This window comes from Myxococcus sp. AM011 (assembly GCF_013372595.1).
Taxonomy (GTDB): Bacteria; Myxococcota; Myxococcia; order Myxococcales; family Myxococcaceae; genus Myxococcus; species Myxococcus eversor.
On record NZ_JABXEM010000145.1, the window covers coordinates 1 to 21,383 of the forward strand.

21 protein-coding genes and 1 pseudogene are annotated in these 21,383 nt (G+C 70.0%); 12 read left to right on the top strand and 10 right to left on the bottom strand.

The features are described 5' to 3' along the window. From HUW62_RS27270 to HUW62_RS48985, 3 genes are all read left to right on the top strand, one after another. Positions 1 to 390 (top strand): AgmX/PglI C-terminal domain-containing protein (locus HUW62_RS27270; RefSeq protein ID WP_176436057.1); only part of this gene is annotated, 390 nt, incomplete at its 5' end. Positions 391 to 432: 42 nt separating this feature from the next. Beyond that, on the top strand, positions 433 to 1,269 hold the full coding sequence (locus HUW62_RS27275; RefSeq protein ID WP_176436058.1) for a GNAT family N-acetyltransferase: 837 nt from the start codon (positions 433 to 435) through the stop codon (positions 1,267 to 1,269). A 42-nt stretch (positions 1,270 to 1,311) separates the two neighbouring features. Continuing rightward, positions 1,312 to 1,935: a tRNA-(ms[2]io[6]A)-hydroxylase gene (locus HUW62_RS48985; protein ID WP_163866444.1), complete on the top strand. Its 624-nt coding sequence runs from the start codon at positions 1,312 to 1,314 to the stop codon at positions 1,933 to 1,935. A 30-nt stretch (positions 1,936 to 1,965) separates the two neighbouring features. Here the strand turns inward: HUW62_RS48985 and HUW62_RS27280 are convergent. Next, a pseudogene (locus HUW62_RS27280) lies at positions 1,966 to 3,753 on the bottom strand (SLC13 family permease); the annotation flags it as partial. A gap of 276 nt (positions 3,754 to 4,029) precedes the next feature. Between HUW62_RS27280 and HUW62_RS27285 the strand changes: the two are divergent. From HUW62_RS27285 to HUW62_RS27295, 3 genes are all read left to right on the top strand, one after another. Continuing rightward, on the top strand, positions 4,030 to 5,808 hold the full coding sequence (locus HUW62_RS27285) for a phosphoenolpyruvate carboxykinase (GTP) (protein ID WP_176436066.1): 1,779 nt from the start codon (positions 4,030 to 4,032) through the stop codon (positions 5,806 to 5,808). 144 nt (positions 5,809 to 5,952) lie between these two features. Beyond that, a complete protein-coding gene (locus HUW62_RS27290; RefSeq protein WP_163866441.1) occupies positions 5,953 to 6,774 on the top strand; it encodes a tetratricopeptide repeat protein in 822 nt (273 codons plus the stop codon). Then, on the top strand, positions 6,774 to 8,207 hold the full coding sequence (locus tag HUW62_RS27295) for an ABC transporter substrate-binding protein (protein WP_163866440.1): 1,434 nt from the start codon (positions 6,774 to 6,776) through the stop codon (positions 8,205 to 8,207). Before HUW62_RS27290 ends, HUW62_RS27295 begins: the two co-directional genes overlap by 1 nt. Before the next feature lie 14 nt (positions 8,208 to 8,221). Here the strand turns inward: HUW62_RS27295 and HUW62_RS27300 are convergent, their stop codons facing one another. From HUW62_RS27300 to HUW62_RS27325, 6 genes are all read right to left on the bottom strand, one after another. Next, the gene (locus HUW62_RS27300) at positions 8,222 to 9,388 is read right to left on the bottom strand and encodes a pyridoxal phosphate-dependent aminotransferase (protein ID WP_176436059.1); all 1,167 of its coding nucleotides are present in this window, start codon (positions 9,386 to 9,388) and stop codon (positions 8,222 to 8,224) included. Then, complete coding sequence (locus tag HUW62_RS27305) at positions 9,385 to 9,663, bottom strand: hypothetical protein (RefSeq protein ID WP_141647132.1); 279 nt, start codon at positions 9,661 to 9,663, stop codon at positions 9,385 to 9,387. The genes HUW62_RS27300 and HUW62_RS27305 overlap by 4 nt, the downstream gene beginning before the upstream one ends. A gap of 131 nt (positions 9,664 to 9,794) precedes the next feature. After that, positions 9,795 to 10,469, bottom strand: a complete 675-nt coding sequence (bioD, locus tag HUW62_RS27310) for a dethiobiotin synthase (protein WP_176436060.1) — start codon at positions 10,467 to 10,469, stop codon at positions 9,795 to 9,797. Positions 10,470 to 10,613: 144 nt separating this feature from the next. After that, positions 10,614 to 11,795, bottom strand: coding sequence for an 8-amino-7-oxononanoate synthase (gene bioF / locus HUW62_RS27315; RefSeq protein WP_163866573.1), 1,182 nt, complete (start codon positions 11,793 to 11,795; stop codon positions 10,614 to 10,616). A 44-nt stretch (positions 11,796 to 11,839) separates the two neighbouring features. Further along, positions 11,840 to 12,874: a biotin synthase BioB gene (gene bioB / locus HUW62_RS27320; protein WP_176436061.1), complete on the bottom strand. Its 1,035-nt coding sequence runs from the start codon at positions 12,872 to 12,874 to the stop codon at positions 11,840 to 11,842. Positions 12,875 to 13,043: 169 nt separating this feature from the next. Next, complete coding sequence (locus tag HUW62_RS27325) at positions 13,044 to 13,310, bottom strand: GlsB/YeaQ/YmgE family stress response membrane protein (protein WP_163866436.1); 267 nt, start codon at positions 13,308 to 13,310, stop codon at positions 13,044 to 13,046. Between the two features lie 222 nt (positions 13,311 to 13,532). Between HUW62_RS27325 and radA the strand changes: the two genes are divergently transcribed. Further along, complete coding sequence (gene radA / locus HUW62_RS27330; RefSeq protein WP_163866435.1) at positions 13,533 to 14,894, top strand: DNA repair protein RadA; 1,362 nt, start codon at positions 13,533 to 13,535, stop codon at positions 14,892 to 14,894. Positions 14,895 to 14,902: 8 nt separating this feature from the next. Here the strand turns inward: radA and HUW62_RS27335 are convergent, their stop codons facing one another. Beyond that, the gene (locus tag HUW62_RS27335) at positions 14,903 to 15,331 is read right to left on the bottom strand and encodes a helix-turn-helix domain-containing protein (protein WP_163866434.1); all 429 of its coding nucleotides are present in this window, start codon (positions 15,329 to 15,331) and stop codon (positions 14,903 to 14,905) included. A gap of 107 nt (positions 15,332 to 15,438) precedes the next feature. On the opposite strand from HUW62_RS27335, the gene HUW62_RS27340 reads away from it, so the two are divergent. From HUW62_RS27340 to HUW62_RS27350, 3 genes are all read left to right on the top strand, one after another. Then, positions 15,439 to 15,852: a DoxX family protein gene (locus HUW62_RS27340; protein WP_163866433.1), complete on the top strand. Its 414-nt coding sequence runs from the start codon at positions 15,439 to 15,441 to the stop codon at positions 15,850 to 15,852. A 392-nt stretch (positions 15,853 to 16,244) separates the two neighbouring features. Continuing rightward, the gene (locus HUW62_RS27345) at positions 16,245 to 16,919 is read left to right on the top strand and encodes a hemolysin III family protein (protein WP_163866432.1); all 675 of its coding nucleotides are present in this window, start codon (positions 16,245 to 16,247) and stop codon (positions 16,917 to 16,919) included. 133 nt (positions 16,920 to 17,052) lie between these two features. Next, positions 17,053 to 17,664 carry an ABATE domain-containing protein gene (locus HUW62_RS27350; protein WP_163866431.1) on the top strand — a complete coding sequence of 204 codons (612 nt, stop codon included), beginning with the start codon at positions 17,053 to 17,055 and terminating at the stop codon, positions 17,662 to 17,664. A gap of 27 nt (positions 17,665 to 17,691) precedes the next feature. Here HUW62_RS27350 and HUW62_RS27355 read toward each other — a convergent pair whose 3' ends face one another. Further along, the gene (locus HUW62_RS27355; RefSeq protein WP_176436062.1) at positions 17,692 to 18,657 is read right to left on the bottom strand and encodes a YafY family protein; all 966 of its coding nucleotides are present in this window, start codon (positions 18,655 to 18,657) and stop codon (positions 17,692 to 17,694) included. A gap of 216 nt (positions 18,658 to 18,873) precedes the next feature. Between HUW62_RS27355 and HUW62_RS27360 the strand changes: the two genes are divergently transcribed. Then, positions 18,874 to 19,509, top strand: a complete 636-nt coding sequence (locus HUW62_RS27360) for a LysE family translocator (protein WP_163866429.1) — start codon at positions 18,874 to 18,876, stop codon at positions 19,507 to 19,509. Between the two features lie 10 nt (positions 19,510 to 19,519). Here HUW62_RS27360 and HUW62_RS27365 read toward each other — a convergent pair whose 3' ends face one another. Continuing rightward, entirely contained in the window at positions 19,520 to 19,789 is a 270-nt protein-coding gene (locus HUW62_RS27365; protein WP_163866428.1) for a GlsB/YeaQ/YmgE family stress response membrane protein, read from the bottom strand. 199 nt (positions 19,790 to 19,988) lie between these two features. Here HUW62_RS27365 and HUW62_RS27370 point away from each other — a divergent pair, with 199 nt between their 5' ends. After that, the gene (locus HUW62_RS27370; protein ID WP_163866427.1) at positions 19,989 to 21,299 is read left to right on the top strand and encodes a chitosanase; all 1,311 of its coding nucleotides are present in this window, start codon (positions 19,989 to 19,991) and stop codon (positions 21,297 to 21,299) included. Positions 21,300 to 21,383: the final 84 nt, after the last annotated feature.

The window sequence follows — 21,383 nt, forward strand, 5'->3', positions numbered from 1 at the left end:
GTCCTCCCCGGCCCCAACCAGCCCGACCTGCGCCGCGTCATCACCACCGAGCCCATCATCGAATCCGTCGAGGGGGACCTCGCGCCCGCGGACTTCCAGGCCGCCATCAAGGCCGTCACTCCGCTCGTGCAGCAATGTTTCCAGGACGCCGCACAGCGAAACCGGGGCCCACAGGGCGTGAAGATTCGCTTCCTCATCGAAGCCCGGGGTGGGGGCACCGGCGAAATGAGACGGGGGGAGCTGCTGGTGAGCACCATTCCGGACCCCATGGTGCAGGCGTGCGTCCTGGATTCGCTCCTGGACGCCCGGTTCCAGACGTCCTCCCGGGGCGGAAGCGCCACGGTGGTGTATCCCTTTGAATTCCGCGTACCCCAGGAGGCTGGCCCGTGAGCCCCGGTTCTGCGTAAGGTCCCGAGGCCCCCACGCCCCTCAATGCCCGTCTCCGTCGAACAGCTAGGCCCTCAGGACGCGGATGCCCTGCGGGCGCTGCTTTCGAAGGACCCGGTCCACAACCTCTACCTGCTGGGGTTGCTGGAGGAGTTCGGCATCGCCGCGCGGGGCCGCATCCCCTTCGCCTTCTACGGCCGCTTCGACAACCAGGCGCTCACCGCCGCCGTCTTCGTGGGCGGTGAGGGAGGCCTCGTCGTCCCCAGCGCCAGCGACGCCAGCGCCACCAGCGTCATCGCGGACGCGCTCGCCTCCTCGCTGCGCCTGCGCGCCACCGTGGGCGACAAGTCCTCCGTGGACGCGCTCCTGCGCAGCCTGGCCCCCGGCAAGCCCCGCCTGTCGCGCACCCAGCGGCTGTTCTCCGTCTCCGCGGATGACCTGGGGCCCTTCACCAATCCCCTCCTCCGGCTGGCCCGCGAGGAGGACCTGCCCCGGCTGTTGCCCCTGGCCCAGGGCTACGTGCGGGAGGCCCTGGAGCGAGACCCACTGTCGGAGGACCCGCGCGGCTACGAGGCACGCGTCGTCCAGCGAGTGCGTCAGCGCCGCACGTACGTGCTGGAGGAGAAGGACGCGCTGGTGCTCAAGGTCGACATCGGCAGCCGCTCCCAGTACGGCGCGGAGCTGGAGGGCCTCTACACCATCCCCGCCGAGCGCAAGAAGGGGAACGCGACGCTGTGCCTGGGGCAGATTTCCCGGCACCTGTTGTCCTCGCTGCCCCGGCTGACGATGCGCGTGGACGAGCGCGACGAGAGCACCGCGCGCATCGCCCGCAAGGTCGGCTACCTGGCCGGCCGCACGTGGCGCCTGGTGCTGGTGGAGTAGCTCGCGGCCCTGGGTGTGGATGCGGTACGGTCCGCGCCCTCCATGAGCCGTCCCACGCCTTCCCGCCGTCCCCTCTCTGGAGAGGGCCCCGTCATCCTCCACCGCGCCACGGACCCGCGCTGGCTCCCGCTGGCGCTGGAGCACTTCGACGCGGTGCTGGTGGACCACGCCCACTGCGAGAAGAAGGCCGCGGCCAACGCCCTCTCCATGCTCCAGGCGTACCCGGACCTGCCGGGCCTGCCGGCGCAGATGGCTCGGCTGGCGCGGGAGGAGAGCGCGCACCTGGCCCGGGTGCTCGAATTGATGGAGGCGCGCGGGCTGACGCTCACCAAGGACGCGGGGGACCCGTACGCCCAGGGCCTCCAGAAGCTGGTGCGCACGCCCGCGCTGGAGCGCAGGTTGGACCGGCTGCTCGTCGCCGCCGTCATCGAGGCGCGCTCCTGCGAGCGGCTGTCACTGCTCGCCGAAGGCCTCACGGACCCGGCGCTCGCCCGCTTCTACGGAGAGCTGGCCCAGTCCGAGGACGGGCACCAGTCGCTCTTCTTCCGCCTGGCCGTCACCGCCAACGGAGGCGATGAGGCCCCCGTGCGCGAGCGACTGGAGTGGATGCTCGGCCACGAGGCGCGCGTGCTGGACGAGGTCGGCCTGCGCGCCGCCATCCACTGACACGGACGCCTGGGCCTTCGCCCCGTCGAACGGCCACACCCACGGCACCGCCACCGTCAGCACGCAGAGCAGGAGCGCGGTGAGCGGCGTGCCCAGCCGGAAGAAGTCGGTGAAGCGGTAGTGCCCCGGCCCGTAGACGAGCACGCAGCTGGGCTCCAGCGGGGTGATGAACGAGCAGCTCGCCGCCAGCGTCACGCCCATGGCGAACGGCCGCATGTCCACGCCCAGTTGCGTTGCCGCGTTGAGGGCCACCGGCAGCACCACCAGCGCGGCGGCCTGATTCGACATCGGCGCGGACAGGATGATGGTGAGCAGCATCAGCGCCACCAGCACCGTGCGCGGCCCGCCGTAGTCGCCCAGCTCCGCCACCCGCTGGCCCAGGAACCTCCCCGCGCCGCTCACCTCCATGGCCAGCCCCAGCGCCATCATCGACCCGATGAGCAGCACCACGCGCCAGTCCACCCGGAAGGCCTTGCGCGCGTCCACGCAGCCCGTCGCAATCATCGCCAGCATGCCGGTGAGCCCCGCCACCGACAGCGGCACGATATCCAGCGAGCCCGCCGCCAGCGCCCCCAGGAACAGCGTCACCGCCAGCAGCGCCTTGCCGTAGCGCGGCGGCTGGTAGTCGTGGCCGCTCAGCACCACCAGGGCGCCGCCGTCCGCCAGCTCCGCGACCTTCGCCCGAGGTCCGCGCAAGAGCAGCACGTCTCCCACCGCGAGCGGCAACAGCGACATGCGCCGCTCGCCGAAGATGCGGCCCAGCAACTGGAGCTTGGTGACGCGCTGGATGCTGGGGTGGCGGTGCAGCGCCAGCGACACCAGCCCGAAGCGCTCCACGAAGAGCGCCTCCTTCAGGCTCCGGCCCACCAGCGGGCTGCCCGACGGCACCGAGGCCTCCACCAGCGCGGTGTCCTTGTCGAGTTGCTCCTCGTCCGCCAGCCGCAGGTCCGGGCGAATCTCGATGCCCCGCAGATCCTTCACCCGGAGGATGTCCTCGCGCGTGCCCTCCACCAGGAGCCGCTCGTCCCCGCGCAACACCTCCGTGGGCACGGCCGACACCGCGCGCCCGTCGCGGACGATGCCGATGACGCGCAGGCCCAGGCCCTCGGTGATTTCCGCCAGCGGCTTGTCGATGTAGCGCGAGTCCTCCGTCAGCACCGCCTCCGTGAGGTAGTCGCGCAGCGTCCACTCCTCCTCACCGCCCTTGCCCTCGCGCGAGGGCAACAGGAGCGGCCCCAGCAGCACCACGACGAAGATGCCGAGGATGGCCACCGGCAGGCCCACGGGCGCCAGCTCCGCCACGCCGATGCCCCGCATCCCCATGCGTTCCAGCGCCGCGGACATCACGAGGTTGGTGGACGTGCCGAACAGGAACACCATGCCGCCCAGCATCGACGCATACGCCAGCGGCAGCAGCACCTTGCTCTTGGGCACCTTGGCCCGGTTCGCCGCGCCAATCGCCACCGGCAGGAACGCCGCCGTCGTCACCGTGTTGGAGATGACGGACGAGAACACCGCCACCACCACCATCATCGCCATGACGAAGGTCTGGTGGCCGAAGCGCGCGAAGAAGGCCAGCCGCTGCCCGACGAGCTGCACCACGCCCGTGGAGGCCAGCCCCTGCGTCATCGCCAGCAGGGTGAAGATGAAGATGACCGTGTCGTTGCTGAAGCCCTCGAACGCCTGCGCGGGCGTCAACACGCCGGTCAGCGCCAACAGGCACACCACCCCCAGCGAGCTGACCTCGATGGGAATGGTGTCCAGGGTGAACAACACCAGCGCGACGACGACGATGCCCAGCACGATGGCGATGGTCATAAAACCCGGAGGGGTCCCAACCTGTACCCTCCGGGTGCGAGAAGTGAGTCCCTGCCGCACCGCGCCGTCAACTACTAGATGCCCGGGCGCTGATAAGTGGAATTAGGAGAGCCCTGCCTGGAGGGGCGGTTGACTGCCGGACGCCAGTTGCTTTTGGGCGCCCCTTCCAGAAGTTTTGTCGTCTCTCCCGCTGGTAGGGTCCTCGCCCTTTTTCACCCGGATCGGGAGTCCCCTCTCTTGAGACAACACAAGGAAACTTCCATGGCTTCAACGCAAGTGGCGGCGGCGGCCTCAGTGGCCCCCACGAAGAACCCCACGCTGCTGGCCTGGGTGGCCGAGATGGCCAAGATGACCCAGCCGGACAACATCGTCTGGTGCGACGGCTCCGAGGAGGAGAAGAAGCGCTTCACGGACCAGGCGGTGGCGGAGGGCATCCTCATCCCGCTGAACCAGGAGAAGCGGCCGGGCTGCTATCTGCACCGCTCCAACCCGAACGACGTGGCGCGCGTGGAGCACCTCACGTTCATCTGTACGCCCAACAAGACGGACGCGGGCCCCACCAACAACTGGATGGAGCCGGAAGAGGCGTACACCAAGCTGGAGCAGCACTTCGCCGGCAGCATGAAGGGCCGCACCATGTACGTGGTGCCCTACGCCATGGGCCCCATCGGCAGCCCCTTCACGAAGATCGGCGTGGAGCTGACCGACAGCGTCTACGTGGTGCTCAACATGCGCATCATGGCGCGCATGGGGAAGCAGGCGCTGGACATGCTGGGCGACAGCGACGACTTCAACCGCGGCCTGCACAGCACCGGCGACGTGAATCCGGACCGCCGCTACATCTGCCACTTCCCCCAGGACAACACCATCTGGAGCTTCGGCTCGGGATATGGCGGCAACGTGCTGCTGGGCAAGAAATGCCTCGCGCTGCGCATCGGCAGCTACCTGGGCCGTGAAGAGGGCTGGCTCGCCGAGCACATGCTCATCCTCGGCGTGACGAGCCCCAAGGGCGAGACGACCTACGTCGCCGCCGCCTTCCCGTCCGCCTGCGGCAAGACGAACTTCGCGATGATGATTCCGCCCGCCGAGTACAAGGGCTGGAAGGTGGAGACCGTTGGCGACGACATCGCCTGGATGCGCCCGGGCCCGGATGGCCGCCTGTACGCCATCAACCCGGAGGCCGGCTACTTCGGCGTCGTCCCCGGCACCAACTACAAGACGAACCCCAACGCCATGGAGACCATCTCCAAGGACACCCTCTTCACGAACGTGGCCATGACGGCCGACGGCGACGTGTGGTGGGAGGGCAAGGACGGCGAGGTTCCGGAGGAGCTCACCGACTGGCAGGGCCGCCCCTGGAAGAAGGGCAGCCCCGAGAAGGCGGCGCACCCCAACAGCCGCTTCACCGCGCCCATGTCCAACAACCCGGCGCTGAGCCCCAAGGCCAATGACCCGACGGGCGTGCCCATCTCCGCCCTCATCTTCGGCGGCCGTCGCTCCACCACGGTTCCGCTCGTCATCCAGGCCTTCAACTGGACCCACGGCGTGTTCCTGGGCGCGACGATGGGCAGCGAGACGACGGCCGCGGCCACCGGCAAGGTCGGCGTGGTGCGCCGCGACCCGATGGCCATGCTGCCCTTCTGCGGCTACCACATGGGCGACTACCTCCAGCACTGGCTGGACATGCAGAAGACCATTCCCCAGCTCCCGAAGATCTTCCAGGTGAACTGGTTCCGGCAGGACAAGAACGGCAAGTTCCTGTGGCCGGGCTTCGGCGACAACATGCGCGTGCTGGAGTGGGTGGTGAACCGCGTGCACGGCCGCGTCCCCACGAAGGAGACGCTGCTGGGCTGGGTGCCGCGCGCCGACGAGGGCCTCAACCTCAAGGGCCTGGACGTGCCCGCGGACGTCATCGCGGAGGCCACCTCCATCAAGGAGGACGAGTGGAAGACCGAGCTGAAGAGCCAGGAGGTCTTCTTCGAGCAGCTGGGCACCAAGGCTCCCGAGGCCCTGACGCTCCAGCGCAAGCTGCTGATTTCGCGGCTGGAGAACTAGTCGCCTGCCTGTAGCGCCCTGAAGCACCTGTCGGGGCCGCTTCCTGACCCATTCGCTGGGTAGGAGCGGCCCCGGCTCGTTTCACGAAGAGTGAGGTCCCCCTCTTCGACCGAAGGCCGGCTCCGCGATAGGCTTGTGTCCATCATGAGACTGGTCTTCGTTTTGTCGGCGGCACTCGTGCTGTCGCCCCCGGTGGCGCTCGCCCAGCGCGGCGCCAAGAATCCAGCGGCCCTCATCAAGGACGGCGAGCGGCTCTACCAGGCAGGCAAGTACGCCGAAGCGGCGGAGGTGCTGAAGAAGGCCCACGAGGCCCAGCCCAACCCGCGCCTCATCTTCAACATCGCCGTGGCGCTGGAGAACGCGGGCGACTTGAAGGAGGCCCTCTCCTGGTACCAGCAGTACGTCGGCAACACCGAGGGCACGGACCCGGCGCTGCTCAAGCGCAGCGCGCGCAGCATCGACAAGCTGCGGATGCTGCTCGACAAGGAGAACCAGGCCCAGGCGTCCGCCGACGCCGAGCGCCAGAAGCTCCAGGAGGAGGCCGACGCGGCCCGGCGCCGCGCGGACGAGGAGCAGCTGGCGACGAAGCGCGCGGAGGAGGAGAACGAGCGGCAGCGGCAGGCCGAGTTCGCTCGCGCGATGAAGTCCTACCAGCGGCAGAAGATCGCCGCGTTCGCCGTGGGCGGCGTGGCCGTGCTGGGCGTGGGCGCGGGCGTGCTCTTCGGCATGCAGGCGTCCAGCGAGCGCGAGAAGTTCGACGCGGCGCGCACGGAAGACACCAAGCAGACCTTCGCGGACAGCACCAAGAGCAAGGCGCTGCTCGCTGACATCGGCTTCGGCGTGGGCCTGGCCGGCGCCATCACCGCCATCATCCTGTATCCGAAAGACGGCCCCCCCGTGGAGGGCGAGGTCCGGCTGACGCTGGCGCCTCGCGGTACCGGCGCGGGCCTGGAGGTCAGCTTCTGATGAAGACCCTGGGACTCATGACGTGCTGCGCGGCGCTCCTGGCCGGCTGCAGCTTCACCACCGCGAGCGGCCTCACCGAGTGTGAGTCGAGCGCGGACTGCGACACCAATCAGGTCTGCTCGGCGTCCGGCTTCTGCCTGCCCCAGCCGGAGGGCTGCGGCGAGGTGGTGGGCCCCACCACCGGACGGCCCATCCTGCTGGGCGCGGCGCTGCCCCTGACGAACTCCGGCGGCCCGGACGAGTCGGAGGTCCAGGCGCTCAACGCCATCAAGCTGGCCATCACGGAGATCAACCAGCGCGAGGGCATTGGCGGCCGGAGCTTCAACCTCCTCATCTGCGACACCCGCTCCGACCCGGCGCGGGCCAAGACGCAGGCGGAGTGGCTGGTGACGGAGAAGGGCGTGCCGGTCATCTTCACCTCCGGCAGCGCGCAGACCATCGCCGTCAGCAGCGTCACCATCGCCAACAACGTGCTGCTGATGACGCACACCTCCACCAGCGCGGACATCGCCAACCTGAGCGACAAGACGACGGCGTCCGGCGACGTGGGCCTGGTGTGGCGCACGGCGCCCTCGGACCGGCTCCAGGGCCGCATCATCGCCGACCTGGTGCGCAACGCCATGCCGCTGGCCGACGAGAGCCGGCCCTTCGCCGCCGTGAGCTCCGTGAGCCTGGTCTACGTGGACGACGCCTATGGCCAGGGCCTGTTCGACACGATTCTCACCCGGCTGGGCTCCAGCCGGGTGACGACCTCCGCGCCGTACCAGCGCAACGGGGACGTGAGCACCGCGGTGACCCGCCTCGTCGACGCAAAGCCCGACGTGGCGGTGATGGCGGGCTTCTCCGAGGACAACGCGAAAATCATCAGCCAGGCCGTCTCGCGGGGCCGCACGGGGCAGGTCTACTTCTTCACGGATGCCAGCAAGGACTCGGGCCTCTTCACGGCGCTGGGCGCGGCGCGCACCCAGATTGAAGGGGCCTACGGCACCTCTCCCGCGCAGGCCCGTCCGGGCGACACCGTGTACAACACCTTCAAGGAGCGCTTCCGCGCGGCCAACAACAACACCGACCCGGGCCAGTTCTCCTTCACCGCGCACGCCTACGACGCCATGTACCTGGTGGCGCTGGGCGCGGCCTACGCCGCGGGGGCGGACGTCAACAACCCGCAGCCCATCACCGGAGACCGCATCGCCGTGGGCCTGTCGAAGCTGACGCCGCCCGTGGGCACCCCGGCCACCACCTACCCCCTGGGCTTCAGCCGCTTCACCGACGCGCGCAACGAGGTCAGCACCGGCAAGGTCATCAACGTGCAGGGCGCCAGCGGCATGCTGGACTTCGACGCCACCGGCGAGGCCCCATCCGAGTACGAGCTGTTCCGCATCGAGGGTGGCACCTTCCAGACGGTGCAGCTCATCACCCCGACGGAGACCTGAGCCTCGGGCGAGCGCTACTCCGCCGCCCCCAGCACCCGCGTGAGCGGGGCCAGGGCGGCGGAGAACACCTCGGGCGGCGTCAGCAGGGACAGCACCAGGAACGCCCCCGAGTCGAAGTCGTAGAAGTAGCCGGGCTGCGCGAGCACGCCCGCGTCCAGGAGCGAAAGGCACGTCGCCTCCTCGCCCGGCGCCCTCGGAATCCGCAGCACCGCGCTCCACCCGCCGTGCGCCGGGACGATGTCCCACGGTGCGCCCGGAGGACGCGCGGAGACGAGGCGGTGGCGGTTGTCCCTCACGCGCTCCAGCAGCGCCTCCTGGAAGCGGGGGGCGTGCGCGAGCAGCGCGGGCAGGGCGAGTTGCACGGGCGTGCCCACGGACAGGTACGTGTCCGCCACCCACTCCAGGCGCGCCAGGGCCTCGTCCCGCTCGGCGGCGGGGCCTCCCACGTGAGTCCAGCCCAGCTTCAGGCCGGGCAGGCCCGCGACCTTGGAGAGGCCGGAGAGGCTGAAGGTGAGCATGGGCAGCTCGCGCCCCGCGACGGTGGCCACGCGGTGGGGCTCCGCGTCCCAGCCGTAGTCGGAGAACACCTCGTCGCAGAGGAGCGCCAGACCGTGGCGCGCGCAGACGTCCGCGAGCGCGGCCAGCTCCCCTTCGCGCAGGAAGTGGCCGGTGGGGTTGCCGGGGTTGACGACGAGCACGGCGCGGGTGCGCGGACCGAGCGCGGCCTCCACGGCGCCAGCGTCCAGGCCGAAGCCATGCGCCAGCGGCAGGCGGTACGGACGCGTGCCGACGCCCTCCAGGCGCGCCAGGTGCTCGAAGAGGGGGTAGCAGGGGGCCGGGACGAGGACGTCGTCACCGGGCTCGCACAGCAGTTTGAAGAGCCAGCCGTACGACTCACTGGTGCTGGCGGACAGCACCAGGTGCCCCGGGGAGATGACAGGCCCCCGGGAGGAGAGCCAGGCGGCCACCGCCTCGCGAGCCGAGGGGAGGCCGAGTGCTTCCGGCGCGTAGTCCAGCGCGCCGGGAGGGTGGAGCAGTCCGGCGTCGGGCGCCGGGAGCCCCACGCGGGTGGGGTTGGAGACGGTGAGGTCCAGCGGAGGGAGGCCGCGGTGTCGAGCGAGCGCCTCCGCCAGGGGATTGGGGGTGCGGGAGAAGTCGGTGCGGAAGGAGAAGCGGCTCACAGCCCCGTCTGGAGCATGGCGTTGGCGACGCGGCGGATGAGCTCGCGGCGCACTTCCTTCCGGCAATGCTCGATGGCCTTGTCATGAGGCCGGGGAAGCTCCGGGTCCCTGGCTCGCAGGGCGGTGCGGAGGACGAGCTCTACCTTCGTAGGCTCGATGTGGAACAGCCGGGCCCCGTCCTTCTGGAGGAAGTAGGACAACCCTCTCTGGTCGAGGAGCTTGTGGAAGAAGCGTCGGACGTCCGCGAGGAACGTGAGGTCGATGATGTCCGCCATTCGTGAAGGCGTTCTCGCGCGGAAAAAACGGCGCGTCCAATTCACTGCCGCGTCACCCGAAAACTTGCGCGACCTGTAGCACTCGCGGGGAAAGCGGAACGCGCGGGAGGCCGAATTCTCGGCCTCCGCGCTCACGGCGCCAGAGGGCGCAGGGCGCGGCGGAACGCGGCGTGTCGGCGCCGTGCGTCGGCCTCGAAGGGCACCGGCCCGAGCACCGGAACCGAGTGCCGCGCCTCCAGCAGCGCGCGGTTGTCGCGCTCGGAAGCGTCCCGCTCCTGGGAAGAGCGAGACAGCAGCACCGCGCGCACGGGGATGCGGCGGGCCGCGAGCGCCTGGAGCGACAGCGCGGTGTGGTTGAGCGTGCCCAACCCGGCGCGTGCCACCAGCAGCACGGGCAGGCGCAGCGCCTGGATGAGGTCGATGACGTCGTGACGGGAGTCGAGCGGGACGAAGAGGCCACCCGCGCCCTCCACCACCGCGGGCCCGTGCTTCAGGCGCGCCCAGGCGGCCAGGGTGACGTTCCAGTCCGGCTCCCGGCCCAGGCGCGCGGCGGCCACGCCCGGCGCCACGGGCGCGCGGAAGCGGTGCGGACAGAGGACGTCCAGGGGCAGCGTGCTCCGCGCGGCCTCGCGCAGGGTGAGCGCGTCGGAGGGGGCCTTCAGGGAAGTACAGCCGCTCTCGTAGGGCTTGAAGCCCTCGGGAGCGAGCCCCGCGTCTACGAGCAGGGACAGCAGGGCCCGCGACGTCTGCGTCTTGCCGACGCCCGTGTCGGTTCCGGTGACGAAAATCTGGAACGGCTTGGACATGACGTGCTCCGTTCTTGGATCAGCGACGGACAGGAGGAGAGGCGCAACGGCCACCGGTGCGCGTGACGGGAGGACCCGCTCCTCGCCACGTTGGTGCACTCCCCACGTGGCGCGGCGACTCGAGCGCCCGTCCCAGTACGAGCCCTACTCCTCGCCACGCTCGTGCACTCCCACCTGACGCAGTGACTCCAGCGCCAGGTCCACATGGCCCAGGGTGTGCTCGGCCGACAGGCAGAAGCGCAGCCGGCTCGTGCCCTCGGGCACCGTGGGCGGTCGGATGGCCTTCACCAGCACCCCCGCCTCGCGCAGCTTCCTCGCCGCCTCCAGCGCCCTCTCCGGCCCGCCGAGCACCACCGGGAACACCGCGCTGCGAGGCTCCGCGCGCAGCCCCAGGGCACGCAGCCCGTCCGAGAAGCGCCGGATGTTGCGCCACAGCCGCTCACGCAGCGCGGGGTACTTCTCCACGGCCTCCACCGCCGCTTCCGCCGCCGCGCACATCGCCGCCGGCAGCGCGGTGGAATAGATGAACGGCCGCGCCCGGCTGATGAGCAGGTCCGCCACCGCGCGCGACGTGGCCACGTACGCGCCCTGCCCTCCCAGCGCCTTGCTGAGCGTGCCCATGCGCAGGTCGACCTGGTCCTCCAAACCCAGCTCCTCACACAGCCCCGCGCCCCGCGCGCCCAACACGCCGGTGGCATGCGCCTCGTCCACCATCAGCGCGGCCCCATGCGCCCGACACGCCTCGACAATCTCGCGCAGCGGAGCCACGTCCCCATCCATCGAGAACACCGTATCCGTCACGACGAGCTTGCGCCGCGCGGGCGTCTCCGCCAGCGCCTTCGTCAGCGCCTCCACGTCCGCGTGCGGATAGACGACGACGCGAGCGCGCGACAGCCGGCAACCATCCACCAGCGAGGCATGGTTGAGCGCGTCCGAGAACACCGCGTCCCCCGCCCCCACCAGCGCGGGAATGATTCCGGTGTTCGCCGCATAGCCGCTGTTGAAGAGCAGCACTGCCTCGGCGCGCTCGAAGGCCGCCAGTCGCGCCTCCAGCCGGTGATGCACCGCCGTGTCACCCACCACCAGTCGGCTGGCCCCGGTGCCCAGCCCGTAGCGCTCCACGGCGGCGATGGCGGCGGCCCTCACGGACGCGGAGGCCGCCAGCCCCAGGTAGTCGTTCGACGAGAAGTTGACGAGCAGTTCGCCGCCCACCCTCACCACCGGCCCCTGCGGCGAATCCAACGGCTCCAGGTAGCGGCGCAAGCCCCGCGCCTGGAGCGCCGAGAGGTCCTCCCGGGCCCAGGTGGAGGCCACATCGTCCAGCACCGGAGCTGGATCCGCCTGCTTCACGTCACTCACGGAGCGCCGCCCTACCCCTCTTGCCTCGGCTCCAGGGGGCGGATGCCCGCCTTCTCCAACAGGGCCATGTCCTGGGTGTACTCGGGGTTGCCGGTGGTGAGCAGCTTCTCGCCGAAGAACAGCGAGTTGGCGCCCGCCATCATGCACATCAGCTGCGCCTCCTCGTTCATCTGCTGACGGCCCGCGGACAGGCGCACCATGGACTGCGGCATCAGGATGCGGGCGGTGGCGATGGTGCGCACCATGTCCACCGTGTCCACGCGGGGCTGCTCCGCCAGGGGCGTGCCCTCCACGGCCACCAGCGCGTTGACGGGCACCGACTCCGGGTGGTGGTCCTGGTTGGCCAGCGTGCGCAGCAGGTTGCAGCGATCATCCACCGACTCGCCCAGTCCGATGATGCCGCCGCAGCACACGGAGATGCCCGCGTCGCGAACGCGCCCCAGCGTCCGCAGGCGATCATCGTAGAGCCGGGTGGAGATGATGTCGCCGTAGTGCTCGGGCGAGGTGTCCAGGTTGTGGTTGTAGGCGGACAGGCCCGCCTCCTTCAGCCGCTTCGCCTGGCTGTCGGTGAGCATGCCCAGCGTGGCGCACGCCTCCATGCCCATGGCGCGCACGCCCTTCACCATCTCCAGCACGCTGTCGAACTGCGCGCCGTCCTTCACCTCGCGCCACGCGGCGCCCATGCAGAAGCGCGTGGCTCCCGCCGAGCGCGCCTTCTTCGCGGCGGCCAGCACTTCCGGCAGCGCCATCAGCTTCTCCGCCTTCACGCCCGTCTTGTAGCGAGCCGCCTGCGGGCAGTACGCGCAGTCCTCCGAGCAGCCGCCCGTCTTGATGGACAGCAGGGAGCAGAGCTGCACCTTGTTGTCCGTGAACACGGCGCGGTGGACCGTCTGCGCGCGGTGCACCAGGTCCAACAGGGGCATGGAGTAGATGGCGCGAACCTCGGCCAGCTCCCAGTCATGACGCACGGCGACGCCTTCCGGGGCGGGCGCGGCGGTGTGGGCATGGCCGTGAAAGGACTCGCTGGCGGCGGCGGTGTCGGACATGGGCTCCTCGAAATCGTGAGGAGCGCGAAGCTGCGCGGACCGCCGAAACTTGTCAACGCTTCAGCGCGGACAGGTTGACGACTTCCCTTTCTCCCTCTGAAAAACGACCGGCGCCCACGGGAGACCCGGGGCGCCGGCCAGAAACCCTCCCCTATCGGGAAGGGGTGCCTCAGACGTGGACGCGGCGCCGGCCGGCCAGCCCCACCAGGAACAACACGGCGAGGGCACCCAGCACGGAGAACAGCAGACCGGTGGGGTGCAGGTCGAAGACGCGGCCGCCGCTATTGAAGAGCGAGCCGATGAAGCCGCCCACGAAGGAGCCGACGATGCCCAGCAGCGTGGTGGCGATGAGCCCCATGGACTGGTTCCCCGGCATCAGGGCGCGAGCAATCAAACCGGCGAGAAGGCCAATGACCAGGAAAGCGATGATCCCCATGACGACCTCACTGTGAGTGGTGAAGGGGGCGCACGGAGTGGCGCCCACCTGGCTGTTGTGAGCCAGCGCGTTTCCGCGCCGCCCGTGGGAATGAAACTGGGTCGCCCCTCCCTGGAGGGCAACTCGCTGGCACGGGGCTTGACACCGTGCCTGCCTGCTCACCTGTCGTACTTGCTCGACAGCCCGCCGGAACGTCAGGGTAGTGCGCTACACACCCCACCCATGGCGAAGGCGAAGACGCACTACACCTGCCAGGCTTGCGGGTACCAGACGGCGAAGTGGCTGGGGAAGTGCCCGGACTGCGGCGCGTGGAGCTCGCTGCTCGAGGAGGCCGGAGCGCAGCAGGACGAGAAGCGCCCGGCGTGGGGCGCCTCCGGTGGCGCGGCGAAGCCCGTGCTGCTCAAGGAGGTCAGCGGCGAGACGGAGGTGCGCCGCCGCACCGGCATCGCCGAGTTCGACCGCGTGCTGGGCGGAGGCGTGGTGAGCGGCTCCCTGGTGCTGCTGGGCGGAGACCCGGGCATCGGCAAGTCCACGCTGCTTTTGGCCGCGCTGGACAGGCTGGCCCGCCATGGCCCGGTGCTCTACGTGTCGGGTGAAGAGAGCCTGCGCCAGACGAAGATGCGCGCGGAGCGGCTGCGCGTGGAGGGAGACTCCATCCACCTGTTCGCGGAGACGGACGCGGACCGGGTGCTGGCGGCCACCGAGGCGCTCCGGCCGCAGGCGCTCGTCGTGGACTCCATCCAGACCATGTACCTGCCGGAGTTGGGCAACGCGCCGGGCAGCATCACCCAGGTGCGTGAGGTCGCCGGCCGGCTGATGGCCTACGCCAAGCGCACGGGCGTGCCGACGTTCATCGTGGGCCACGTGACGAAGGAAGGCTCCATCGCCGGCCCCCGCGTGCTGGAGCACATGGTGGACACCGTCCTCTACTTCGAGGGCGAGCGCGGCCACCCCTTCCGAATCCTGCGCGCGCACAAGAACCGCTTCGGCTCCACCAACGAGATTGGCGTCTTCGAGATGAAGGGCGCGGGGCTGGTGGAAGTCACGGACCCGTCCGCCCTCTTCCTGTCCGAGCGCCCCGTGGGCAAGTCCGGCAGCGTCGTCACCAGCACGCTCAACGGCACCCGGCCCCTGCTGGTGGAGGTGCAGGCGCTGGTGGCGCCCACGGGCTACGGCACCGCGCGGCGCACCGCCATCGGCGTGGACGGCAACCGGGTGGCGCTGCTGGCCGCGGTGCTGGAGAAGAAGGAGGAGATTCCGCTGGTGGGCTGCGACCTCTTCGTCAACGTGGCGGGCGGCATGCAGCTCAACGAGCCCGCGTGCGACCTGGCCGTCTGCGCCGCGCTGGTGAGCAGCCTCCAGAACCGGCCGTTGGACCCGCACACGCTGGTGCTCGGAGAAGTGGGCCTGGCGGGCGAGGTGCGCGCGGTGGGCCAGATGGAGCCCCGGCTGGTGGAGGCCGCGAAGATGGGCTTCCAGCGCGTGGTGATGCCAGCGGGCAGCGCCCGGCGCCTGGAGGGCACGAAGCTGAAGGTGGTGGGCGTGGAGACGCTGGGCGACGCGCTCCGGGCCATGTTCGACTGAGTGACGCGCTACTTCTTGCGCGCCACCGAGAAGGGCGTGAGCGCCGGGCGCGCGTCATAGCTGCCACGCGACGCCTGGATTTGTTCGCGGTGATGGACGGCCCACTGGGACAGCACCTGGACGGGCTCCAGCAGCGTCCGGCCAAGCTCCGTCAGGGCGTACTCCACCCGGGGCGGCACCGTGGGGTGGACGGTGCGGGTGATGAGCCCGTCGCGCTCCAGGCCCCGCACGGTGAGTGTCAGCATGCGTTGGGAGATGCCCTCGATGGCGCGCTTCAAGTCGCTGAAGCGCAGCGGCCCGTCTCCCAGGTTGCCCACCACCTGGACGCTCCACTTGTCGCCCACCCGGGTGAGGACATCCCGGACGGCCAGGCAGGGCTCCGACCTCGGGTCGGGCCTCGGGGCGGGCTCCACGGGCTTGGGGGACCCTGGTGACATGGATGTGCCTCCTTGTGAGGAAATTCGGGGACCGTTACTGGTACACCAGTTACGAGTTGTAACCGACGCACCTTTCGGAACCCACTCCCCTTTCAGGGCCATCCCCCATGACGACCACCACCCCCGCCGCCGTGTCCACCCCCACCTCCACGCACTGGTCCGTCTGGCTGGGCCGCGTTCTCTCCGGCCTCGTCGTCGCGGCGCTCGCCTTCAGCGCCGTGTCCAAGCTGGGCCAGTCGCCCGAGGTCATCCAGGGCTTCGAGCGCTTCGGCTACCCCGCGTCGGTCATCTTCACCATCGGCGTGGTCGAAATCCTCTGCGCGCTGCTCTACGCGGTGCCCCAGACGGCGGTGCTCGGCGCCATCCTCGTCACCGGCTACCTGGGCGGAGCCACGGCGACGCACGTGCGCGTCTCGGACCCGTTCATCGCGCCCGTCATCCTGGGCGTCGTCGCCTGGGGAGCCCTGTTCCTGCGGGACGCGCGCCTGCGGGCGCTGCTGCCCCTGCGCCGCCTGTCCTGATTCCCGCCTCCTCGCGCCCCTTCCTCGTCGAAGGGGCGCGAGTTCAGCCTGACCGACCGCGGGTCTCGGCGGCGCCCGGCGATTCCTCATCAAAAGACATACATCCTGGCCACCGACCGAACCCTCGCGTCCTCCAATTCCATATCAACTCCGGAGCCACGACACGGGCCGAGCCCACGCGCGTTCGAGCCCCGGTGCCGCGCCACCTGCTCGTGACGCCAACACCGGAACGACGGCGCACGTCCCAGCCGGAGCGGACCTGTCCGCTCACGGGCACCCGCTGTCACACGATTGCGGAGCAGTCGACGCTTGAGGCGGAGGCCTCGTCCACGGGCGGACGTGACGCGGTGCGCGCTGACGCGGCGATGACCTGCCGTGACTAGGACGAGGACATGGCGTCCATCGACCCACCCGAGACCCGCTCCCTCCTGGCGGACGTGAAGCCCCGGCTGCGAGGCGTGTCCCACGCCCTGGCGTTCCTGGCCGCGCTGTGCGGCTGCTTCTTGCTCGCCATCGCCCCGGCCCAGGGCACCCAGCAGCTCGCCGACTGGGTCTTCGGCCTCTCCCTGGTGCTGATGTTCGGCACCAGCGCGACCTATCACCTGCCGACCTGGAGCCCCGTCGCGTACCAGCGCCTGCGTCGGATGGACCACGCGGCCATCTACCTGCTCATCGCGGGGACCTTCACGCCGCTGGCCACGCTCGACGCGCCCGGGGCCTGGACGGAGTACCTGCTCTGGGTGATGTGGGCCTGCGCGCTCACCGGCGCGGGACTGTCGCTGTTCGGCATCTCCGGACCGCGCGGGCTTCGCTCGGTGCTCTACACCGTCCTCGGCACCATGGCGGCCCCGGTGATGCTGCGCCTGCCTGGCGTGATGGGCGCCGAGCGCGCCTCGTGGCTCGTCTTCGGCGGCGCCCTCTACGCCGTGGGCGCGGTCGTCTACGCGCGCAAGTGGCCGGACCCCCACCCCTCCGTCTTCGGCTATCACGAGGTGTTCCACCTGCTCGTCATCGCCGGAGCCAGCACGCACTACGCCGTGCTCATCGACTTCCTGTGGAACCGCTGAAAGCGCGTCGGACGCGGCGTGAACCTGCTCGGCGAGGCGCCGAAACCTCCATCGTCACGTCACCCACTTCGAGCGTGCTTCCGCGCCCGTTCCAGGTACCGTCAAGGTGGTTTCGAACTTCACCGAGGTCCCCATGGCCGCCAGGCATCGCCCCGCTCCCGCGCTTCCCGTTGTTCCAAAGGGAGAGCTGAGGGGTGGATTCAAGTTCCGCTCGGGGCGGCTGTCGTTGGACTTGTCGGCCACCGTGGCCGGGCGGCTCAAGGATGCGCCGCAGGAGTTGCTCCAGACGCCCGCGGACCTGGGACGGTGGATGCTGGCATCGGGGCTGTCCACGCAGACACAGGAGTCCACGCCGGAGGAGCTGACCCAGGCGCGCGAGCTGCGCGAGGCCATCTACCGGCTCGCCCTGGCGCGAACGCGAGGCGAGAGCTTCTCCGCGAGGGACCGCGCCATCCTCAACCGCTGGGCCGCCGAGCCGCCTCCGGCGCCGCAGTTGGGGCCTCGCGGGCTCTTGTGGGCGGGCGCGGGCGTGAGGGGACAGCTCGCGGCGGTGGCGCGCGACGCCGCGGAGCTCTTGGGTGGGCCCTTCGCGGAGCGCATCCGCAACTGCTCGCAGGACGGCTGTGCGGTGCTCTTCGTCGACACCTCGCGCTCCGGTCAGCGGCGCTGGTGCTCCATGTCGGGCTGCGGAAACAAGGCGAAGGTGGCCGAGTTCCGTCGACGTCAGCGCGCGGACGAGCGCTGACACTTCCCGGGGACGCGGGGACGCGAGTCAGTCCCCTGTCCGTCCCTGGGCCATTGCCAGGAGCGTGCGCGCGCGAGCCTCCAGCGCGGCGCGCATCTCCTCGGGCCGCTGGACGCGAAAAGCAAAGGGCAGCCGCGACAGCTCGCGAGCGAACCAGTCCAGGTCATCCGTCTGCCCCAGGAGCCGCACGCCTCCGCCCTCCACCGGCTCCAGCACGCCGAGCGTGGCGAAGATGGCGCGCCGCGCGGTCGCCAGGTCCGTGTCCAGCAGCACCTCCACGGCGTGCGCGCGTGGCAGGCTGGCCACCGAGAGCGTCACGTGCGCCAGCGCGTCGAAGCCCTCCGGCCGCTCGAAGTACGTGTCGAGCGACTGCACGGCGCGCACGCGGTCCAACCGGAACGTGCGCAACCCCTGACGCAGATGACACACGCCCACGGCGTACCAGTGCCCGCCGCGCCAGACGAGGCCATAGGTGTCGAACTCGCGCTCGGTGTCCACGTCTCGCGCCGCGCGGTAGGCCAGGCGCACCCGCTTGCGGAGCTGCGCCGCGCCGCTGAGCGCGACCAGCGCGGTGTTGTCCAGCGTCGTCCGCGCACCGGAGATGTCGAGCGTCACCGACTCGTCCACCGCCCGCACCCGCCGCTTGAGCGTCGCGGGCATCACCCGCTCCAGCTTCGCCTGGGCGCTGGCCACCGCGGGCGCCGCCTCCGAAAGCCCCATCCCTCGCGCGGCCAGGAGCCCCACGGACAGCGCGAGGACTTCGTCGTCGGTGAACATCATGGGCGGCAGCTTGAAACCCGCCACCAGCATGTATGCCCCGTCCCGCCCGCGCTCGGCGGTAATGGGGATGCCCAGCTCCTCCAGCTTCAGGATGTAGCGACGCACCGTGCGCCGGTCCACCTCCAGCCGCCGCGCCAGCTCCGAGCCGCTCATCCGCCCATGCGTCTGCAACAACTCGAGCACGGTGAGCACGCGCGTGGTGGGACGGGACATGGCCCGCGAACCTAACGCCCGCGCCGCCCGAAGTCCGGTGCGCTCCGCTCGAATCCCCCCCCTCGTGAAGGCAGCCTGGGCTCGCCTCGCGGCCGACAGCCCCCTCGTTCCGAATCAGGACCGATTCCGCCCTACATGGCCCGTACGGTGCCGTTCATGGCCTCGCTCCGACTCGGGCGCGCTGGCCCTGACTGACGGAAAGGCTCACGGAATCCCATGACGCAGACCTCGCACCTGTGGCTGTTCTTCGTGTTGGTGTTCGGCATCGTCATCCTCCCGGGGCTGGACATGGCGTTCGTCCTGGCCAGCTCGCTCGTGGGAGGCCGTCGCGCGGGGCTGTCCGCCGTGGGCGGCATCATCGCGGGGGCCGCGTGCCACGTGCTCGTCGGCGCGACCGGGGTGGCCGTGCTGCTCACCGTCATGCCCGCCGCGTTCAATGTCCTCCTGTGGGTGGGCGCGCTGTACGTGGCCTGGATGGGCCTGTCGCTCGTGCGCAGCCCGGGCGCGTTCTCCGCGTCCTCACAGTCAGGACAGCGCTCGGCGCTGGCGACGTTCCGTCAGGGAGCCCTCACCAACCTGCTCAACCCGAAGGCGTACGTCTTCATGCTCGCCGTCTTTCCGCGGTACCTCCGGCCGGAGTATGGGCCGCTCTGGCTCCAGGCCTTGGTGCTCGGCGCCATCATCGCGCTCACGCAAGCCGCGGTGTATGGCGCCATCGCCCTCGTCGCGGACCGCGCTCGCGGCTGGCTGGAGTCACGTCCCTCCGCCAGCGCGCGAGTCGCTCAAACCGTGGGTGGCCTCATGATGCTCGCCGCCGTCTTCACCGCCCTGGAGGGCTGGCGCGGCACCTGACGCCGCCCACTCATGTTCTGCGGACGGTGCTCGAACGAATGGCTCTCAAGATGAGCAGCAGGACGACGGCTCCGATGAAGGCCACGAAGATGGTCCCCGCGATTCCGCCGAAGGGCGTCCCCGCACCCAGCGCGCGGAAGATGAAGCCACCCAGGAACGCGCCCACCACACCCACCACGATGTCGCCGATGACGCCGTAACCCCCACCGACGACGGCCGACGCCAGCCACCCGGCGATGAGGCCGATGACCGCCCACACTAGAATCGTTTCCAAAGACATACCGTCCCTCCTCCTCCCGCTGATGTGTCCTGAAGGGCAGGATAGGCACGCCGGTTCGCGCTCGCCTGGAAGCCAGGTCGTTCGCAAGACAAGCAGGGAGGCTGCCAACCGGATTTAACTGACTTTCCGCTCTTTCGGAGGTAGCCAAGGACTCAGCCACTCCACGTGTCGGAGCCGGCCGAAGCCAAGGAGAGCGCGGATGGGACACCGTCGGAATGATTCATTGTGGACGAAGTGGGGAATGCTGGCGTGGGCGGGAGTGGCGGTCGCCGGATGCGCGCCGGAGGCAGTCGAGGACGCGGCGGAGCTGGGGCGCGCGGAGCGGGAGCTGGCGGTGTGTTCGTTCGCGATTACGACGAACACCTACGTGGGCGCGGACTGGTGGGGCACCCTCGTGTTCAAGAACACGGGCACCAGCGCGATGACGAGCCCGACGATTGCGTTCGGCGTTCCCAGCGGCGTGACGTGTGACCACGACGAGCCGGGCTGGACGCACACGCAGAGCGGCTCCACGTGCACCTACTCGCGCACGTCGGGCCTGACGGTGGGCGTGAACGCGTCCTACACCTTCTACTATTCGACGAACTCCAACACGTCGTTCACCGCGACGAACATCAGCGTCAGCGACCCGAGCTGTGGGGTGACGGAGCCACCGGTGACGGGATTGACGGCGAACCAGAAGAAGGTGGCGGAGGCGCTCACCAGCATCTGGGAGAACGACACGCCGACCCTCGACTACGCGTACTCGGAGAACATCCAGGACGGGCGTGGCTACACGAATGGCCGCGCGGGCTTCTGCACCGGCACCGGCGACGCCATCCAGGTCATCCAGTGCTACAACGCCCGGCGCAGCGCGGCCAATGGCAACATCATGGCGAAGTACATGCCGGGGCTGACCACCATCAACAACCGCTTCCTGTCCACGGGCCAATCCCAGCCCTCCACGTCGGAGCTGGATGTGATTGGCAATTGGACGGCGGATTGGGCCACCAGCTACAACAACACGACGACGCGCGCGGACTTCAAGGCGTGCCAGGACCAGGTGAGCGACCAGTTCTATTACACGCCGGCGATGAACGAGGCGAACAAGTGGGGCGCCACCTCCGCCCTGTCGAAGATGGCGCTGTATGACGCGTTCATCAACCACGGCGAGTCCGGCGTGAAGAGCCTGACGCGCGCCACGAACATCGCGCTGGGCAACACCGGCCAGGTGGCGCCCGCGGTGGGCTACAACGGCATCACCGAGTCGGCGTGGCTCCAGAGGTTCATCGAGAAGCGCCGGGACGTGTTGGCCGCGGACTCCACCTGGGTGGACGCCATCGACCGCATCGCCGCGTACGAGAAGCTGCGCCGCCGGGGCAATTGGGACTTGTCCGCCGCCGTCCGCAACGACGTGCGCGCTCGCGACTGTTGGACGACGACGTACCCGTTCAGCGGCTACACGGTGCGCAACATCAACGCGGACGGCACCTGGAGCACGCCGGCTTCGTACACGTTCTCGTGTAACTGAAGCGGGCCCCGGCGCCCTGGCCGCCACATCAAGCCAGGGCGTCGTCGTCGCGCCCGCGGGCTCTCGGCTAGAGTCCGCGCCACG

Bases quoted from the DNA above. Each gene is read 5' to 3' on its own strand.
- HUW62_RS27350 (WP_163866431.1), top strand. From the start codon at position 17,053: ATGGCCGCCAGGCATCGCCCCGCTCCCGCGCTTCCCGTTGTTCCAAAG.
- bioD (WP_176436060.1), bottom strand. From the start codon at position 10,469: ATGTCCAAGCCGTTCCAGATTTTCGTCACCGGAACCGACACGGGCGTC.
- HUW62_RS27340 (WP_163866433.1), top strand. From the start codon at position 15,439: ATGACGACCACCACCCCCGCCGCCGTGTCCACCCCCACCTCCACGCAC.
- radA (WP_163866435.1), top strand. From the start codon at position 13,533: ATGGCGAAGGCGAAGACGCACTACACCTGCCAGGCTTGCGGGTACCAG.
- HUW62_RS27365 (WP_163866428.1), bottom strand. From the start codon at position 19,789: ATGTCTTTGGAAACGATTCTAGTGTGGGCGGTCATCGGCCTCATCGCC.
- HUW62_RS27345 (WP_163866432.1), top strand. From the start codon at position 16,245: ATGGCGTCCATCGACCCACCCGAGACCCGCTCCCTCCTGGCGGACGTG.
- HUW62_RS27290 (WP_163866441.1), top strand. From the start codon at position 5,953: ATGAGACTGGTCTTCGTTTTGTCGGCGGCACTCGTGCTGTCGCCCCCG.
- HUW62_RS48985 (WP_163866444.1), top strand. From the start codon at position 1,312: ATGAGCCGTCCCACGCCTTCCCGCCGTCCCCTCTCTGGAGAGGGCCCC.
- bioB (WP_176436061.1), bottom strand. From the start codon at position 12,874: ATGTCCGACACCGCCGCCGCCAGCGAGTCCTTTCACGGCCATGCCCAC.
- HUW62_RS27325 (WP_163866436.1), bottom strand. From the start codon at position 13,310: ATGGGGATCATCGCTTTCCTGGTCATTGGCCTTCTCGCCGGTTTGATT.
- HUW62_RS27295 (WP_163866440.1), top strand. From the start codon at position 6,774: ATGAAGACCCTGGGACTCATGACGTGCTGCGCGGCGCTCCTGGCCGGC.
- HUW62_RS27305 (WP_141647132.1), bottom strand. From the start codon at position 9,663: ATGGCGGACATCATCGACCTCACGTTCCTCGCGGACGTCCGACGCTTC.
- HUW62_RS27355 (WP_176436062.1), bottom strand. From the start codon at position 18,657: ATGTCCCGTCCCACCACGCGCGTGCTCACCGTGCTCGAGTTGTTGCAG.
- HUW62_RS27360 (WP_163866429.1), top strand. From the start codon at position 18,874: ATGACGCAGACCTCGCACCTGTGGCTGTTCTTCGTGTTGGTGTTCGGC.
- HUW62_RS27335 (WP_163866434.1), bottom strand. From the start codon at position 15,331: ATGTCACCAGGGTCCCCCAAGCCCGTGGAGCCCGCCCCGAGGCCCGAC.
- HUW62_RS27370 (WP_163866427.1), top strand. From the start codon at position 19,989: ATGGGACACCGTCGGAATGATTCATTGTGGACGAAGTGGGGAATGCTG.
- HUW62_RS27275 (WP_176436058.1), top strand. From the start codon at position 433: ATGCCCGTCTCCGTCGAACAGCTAGGCCCTCAGGACGCGGATGCCCTG.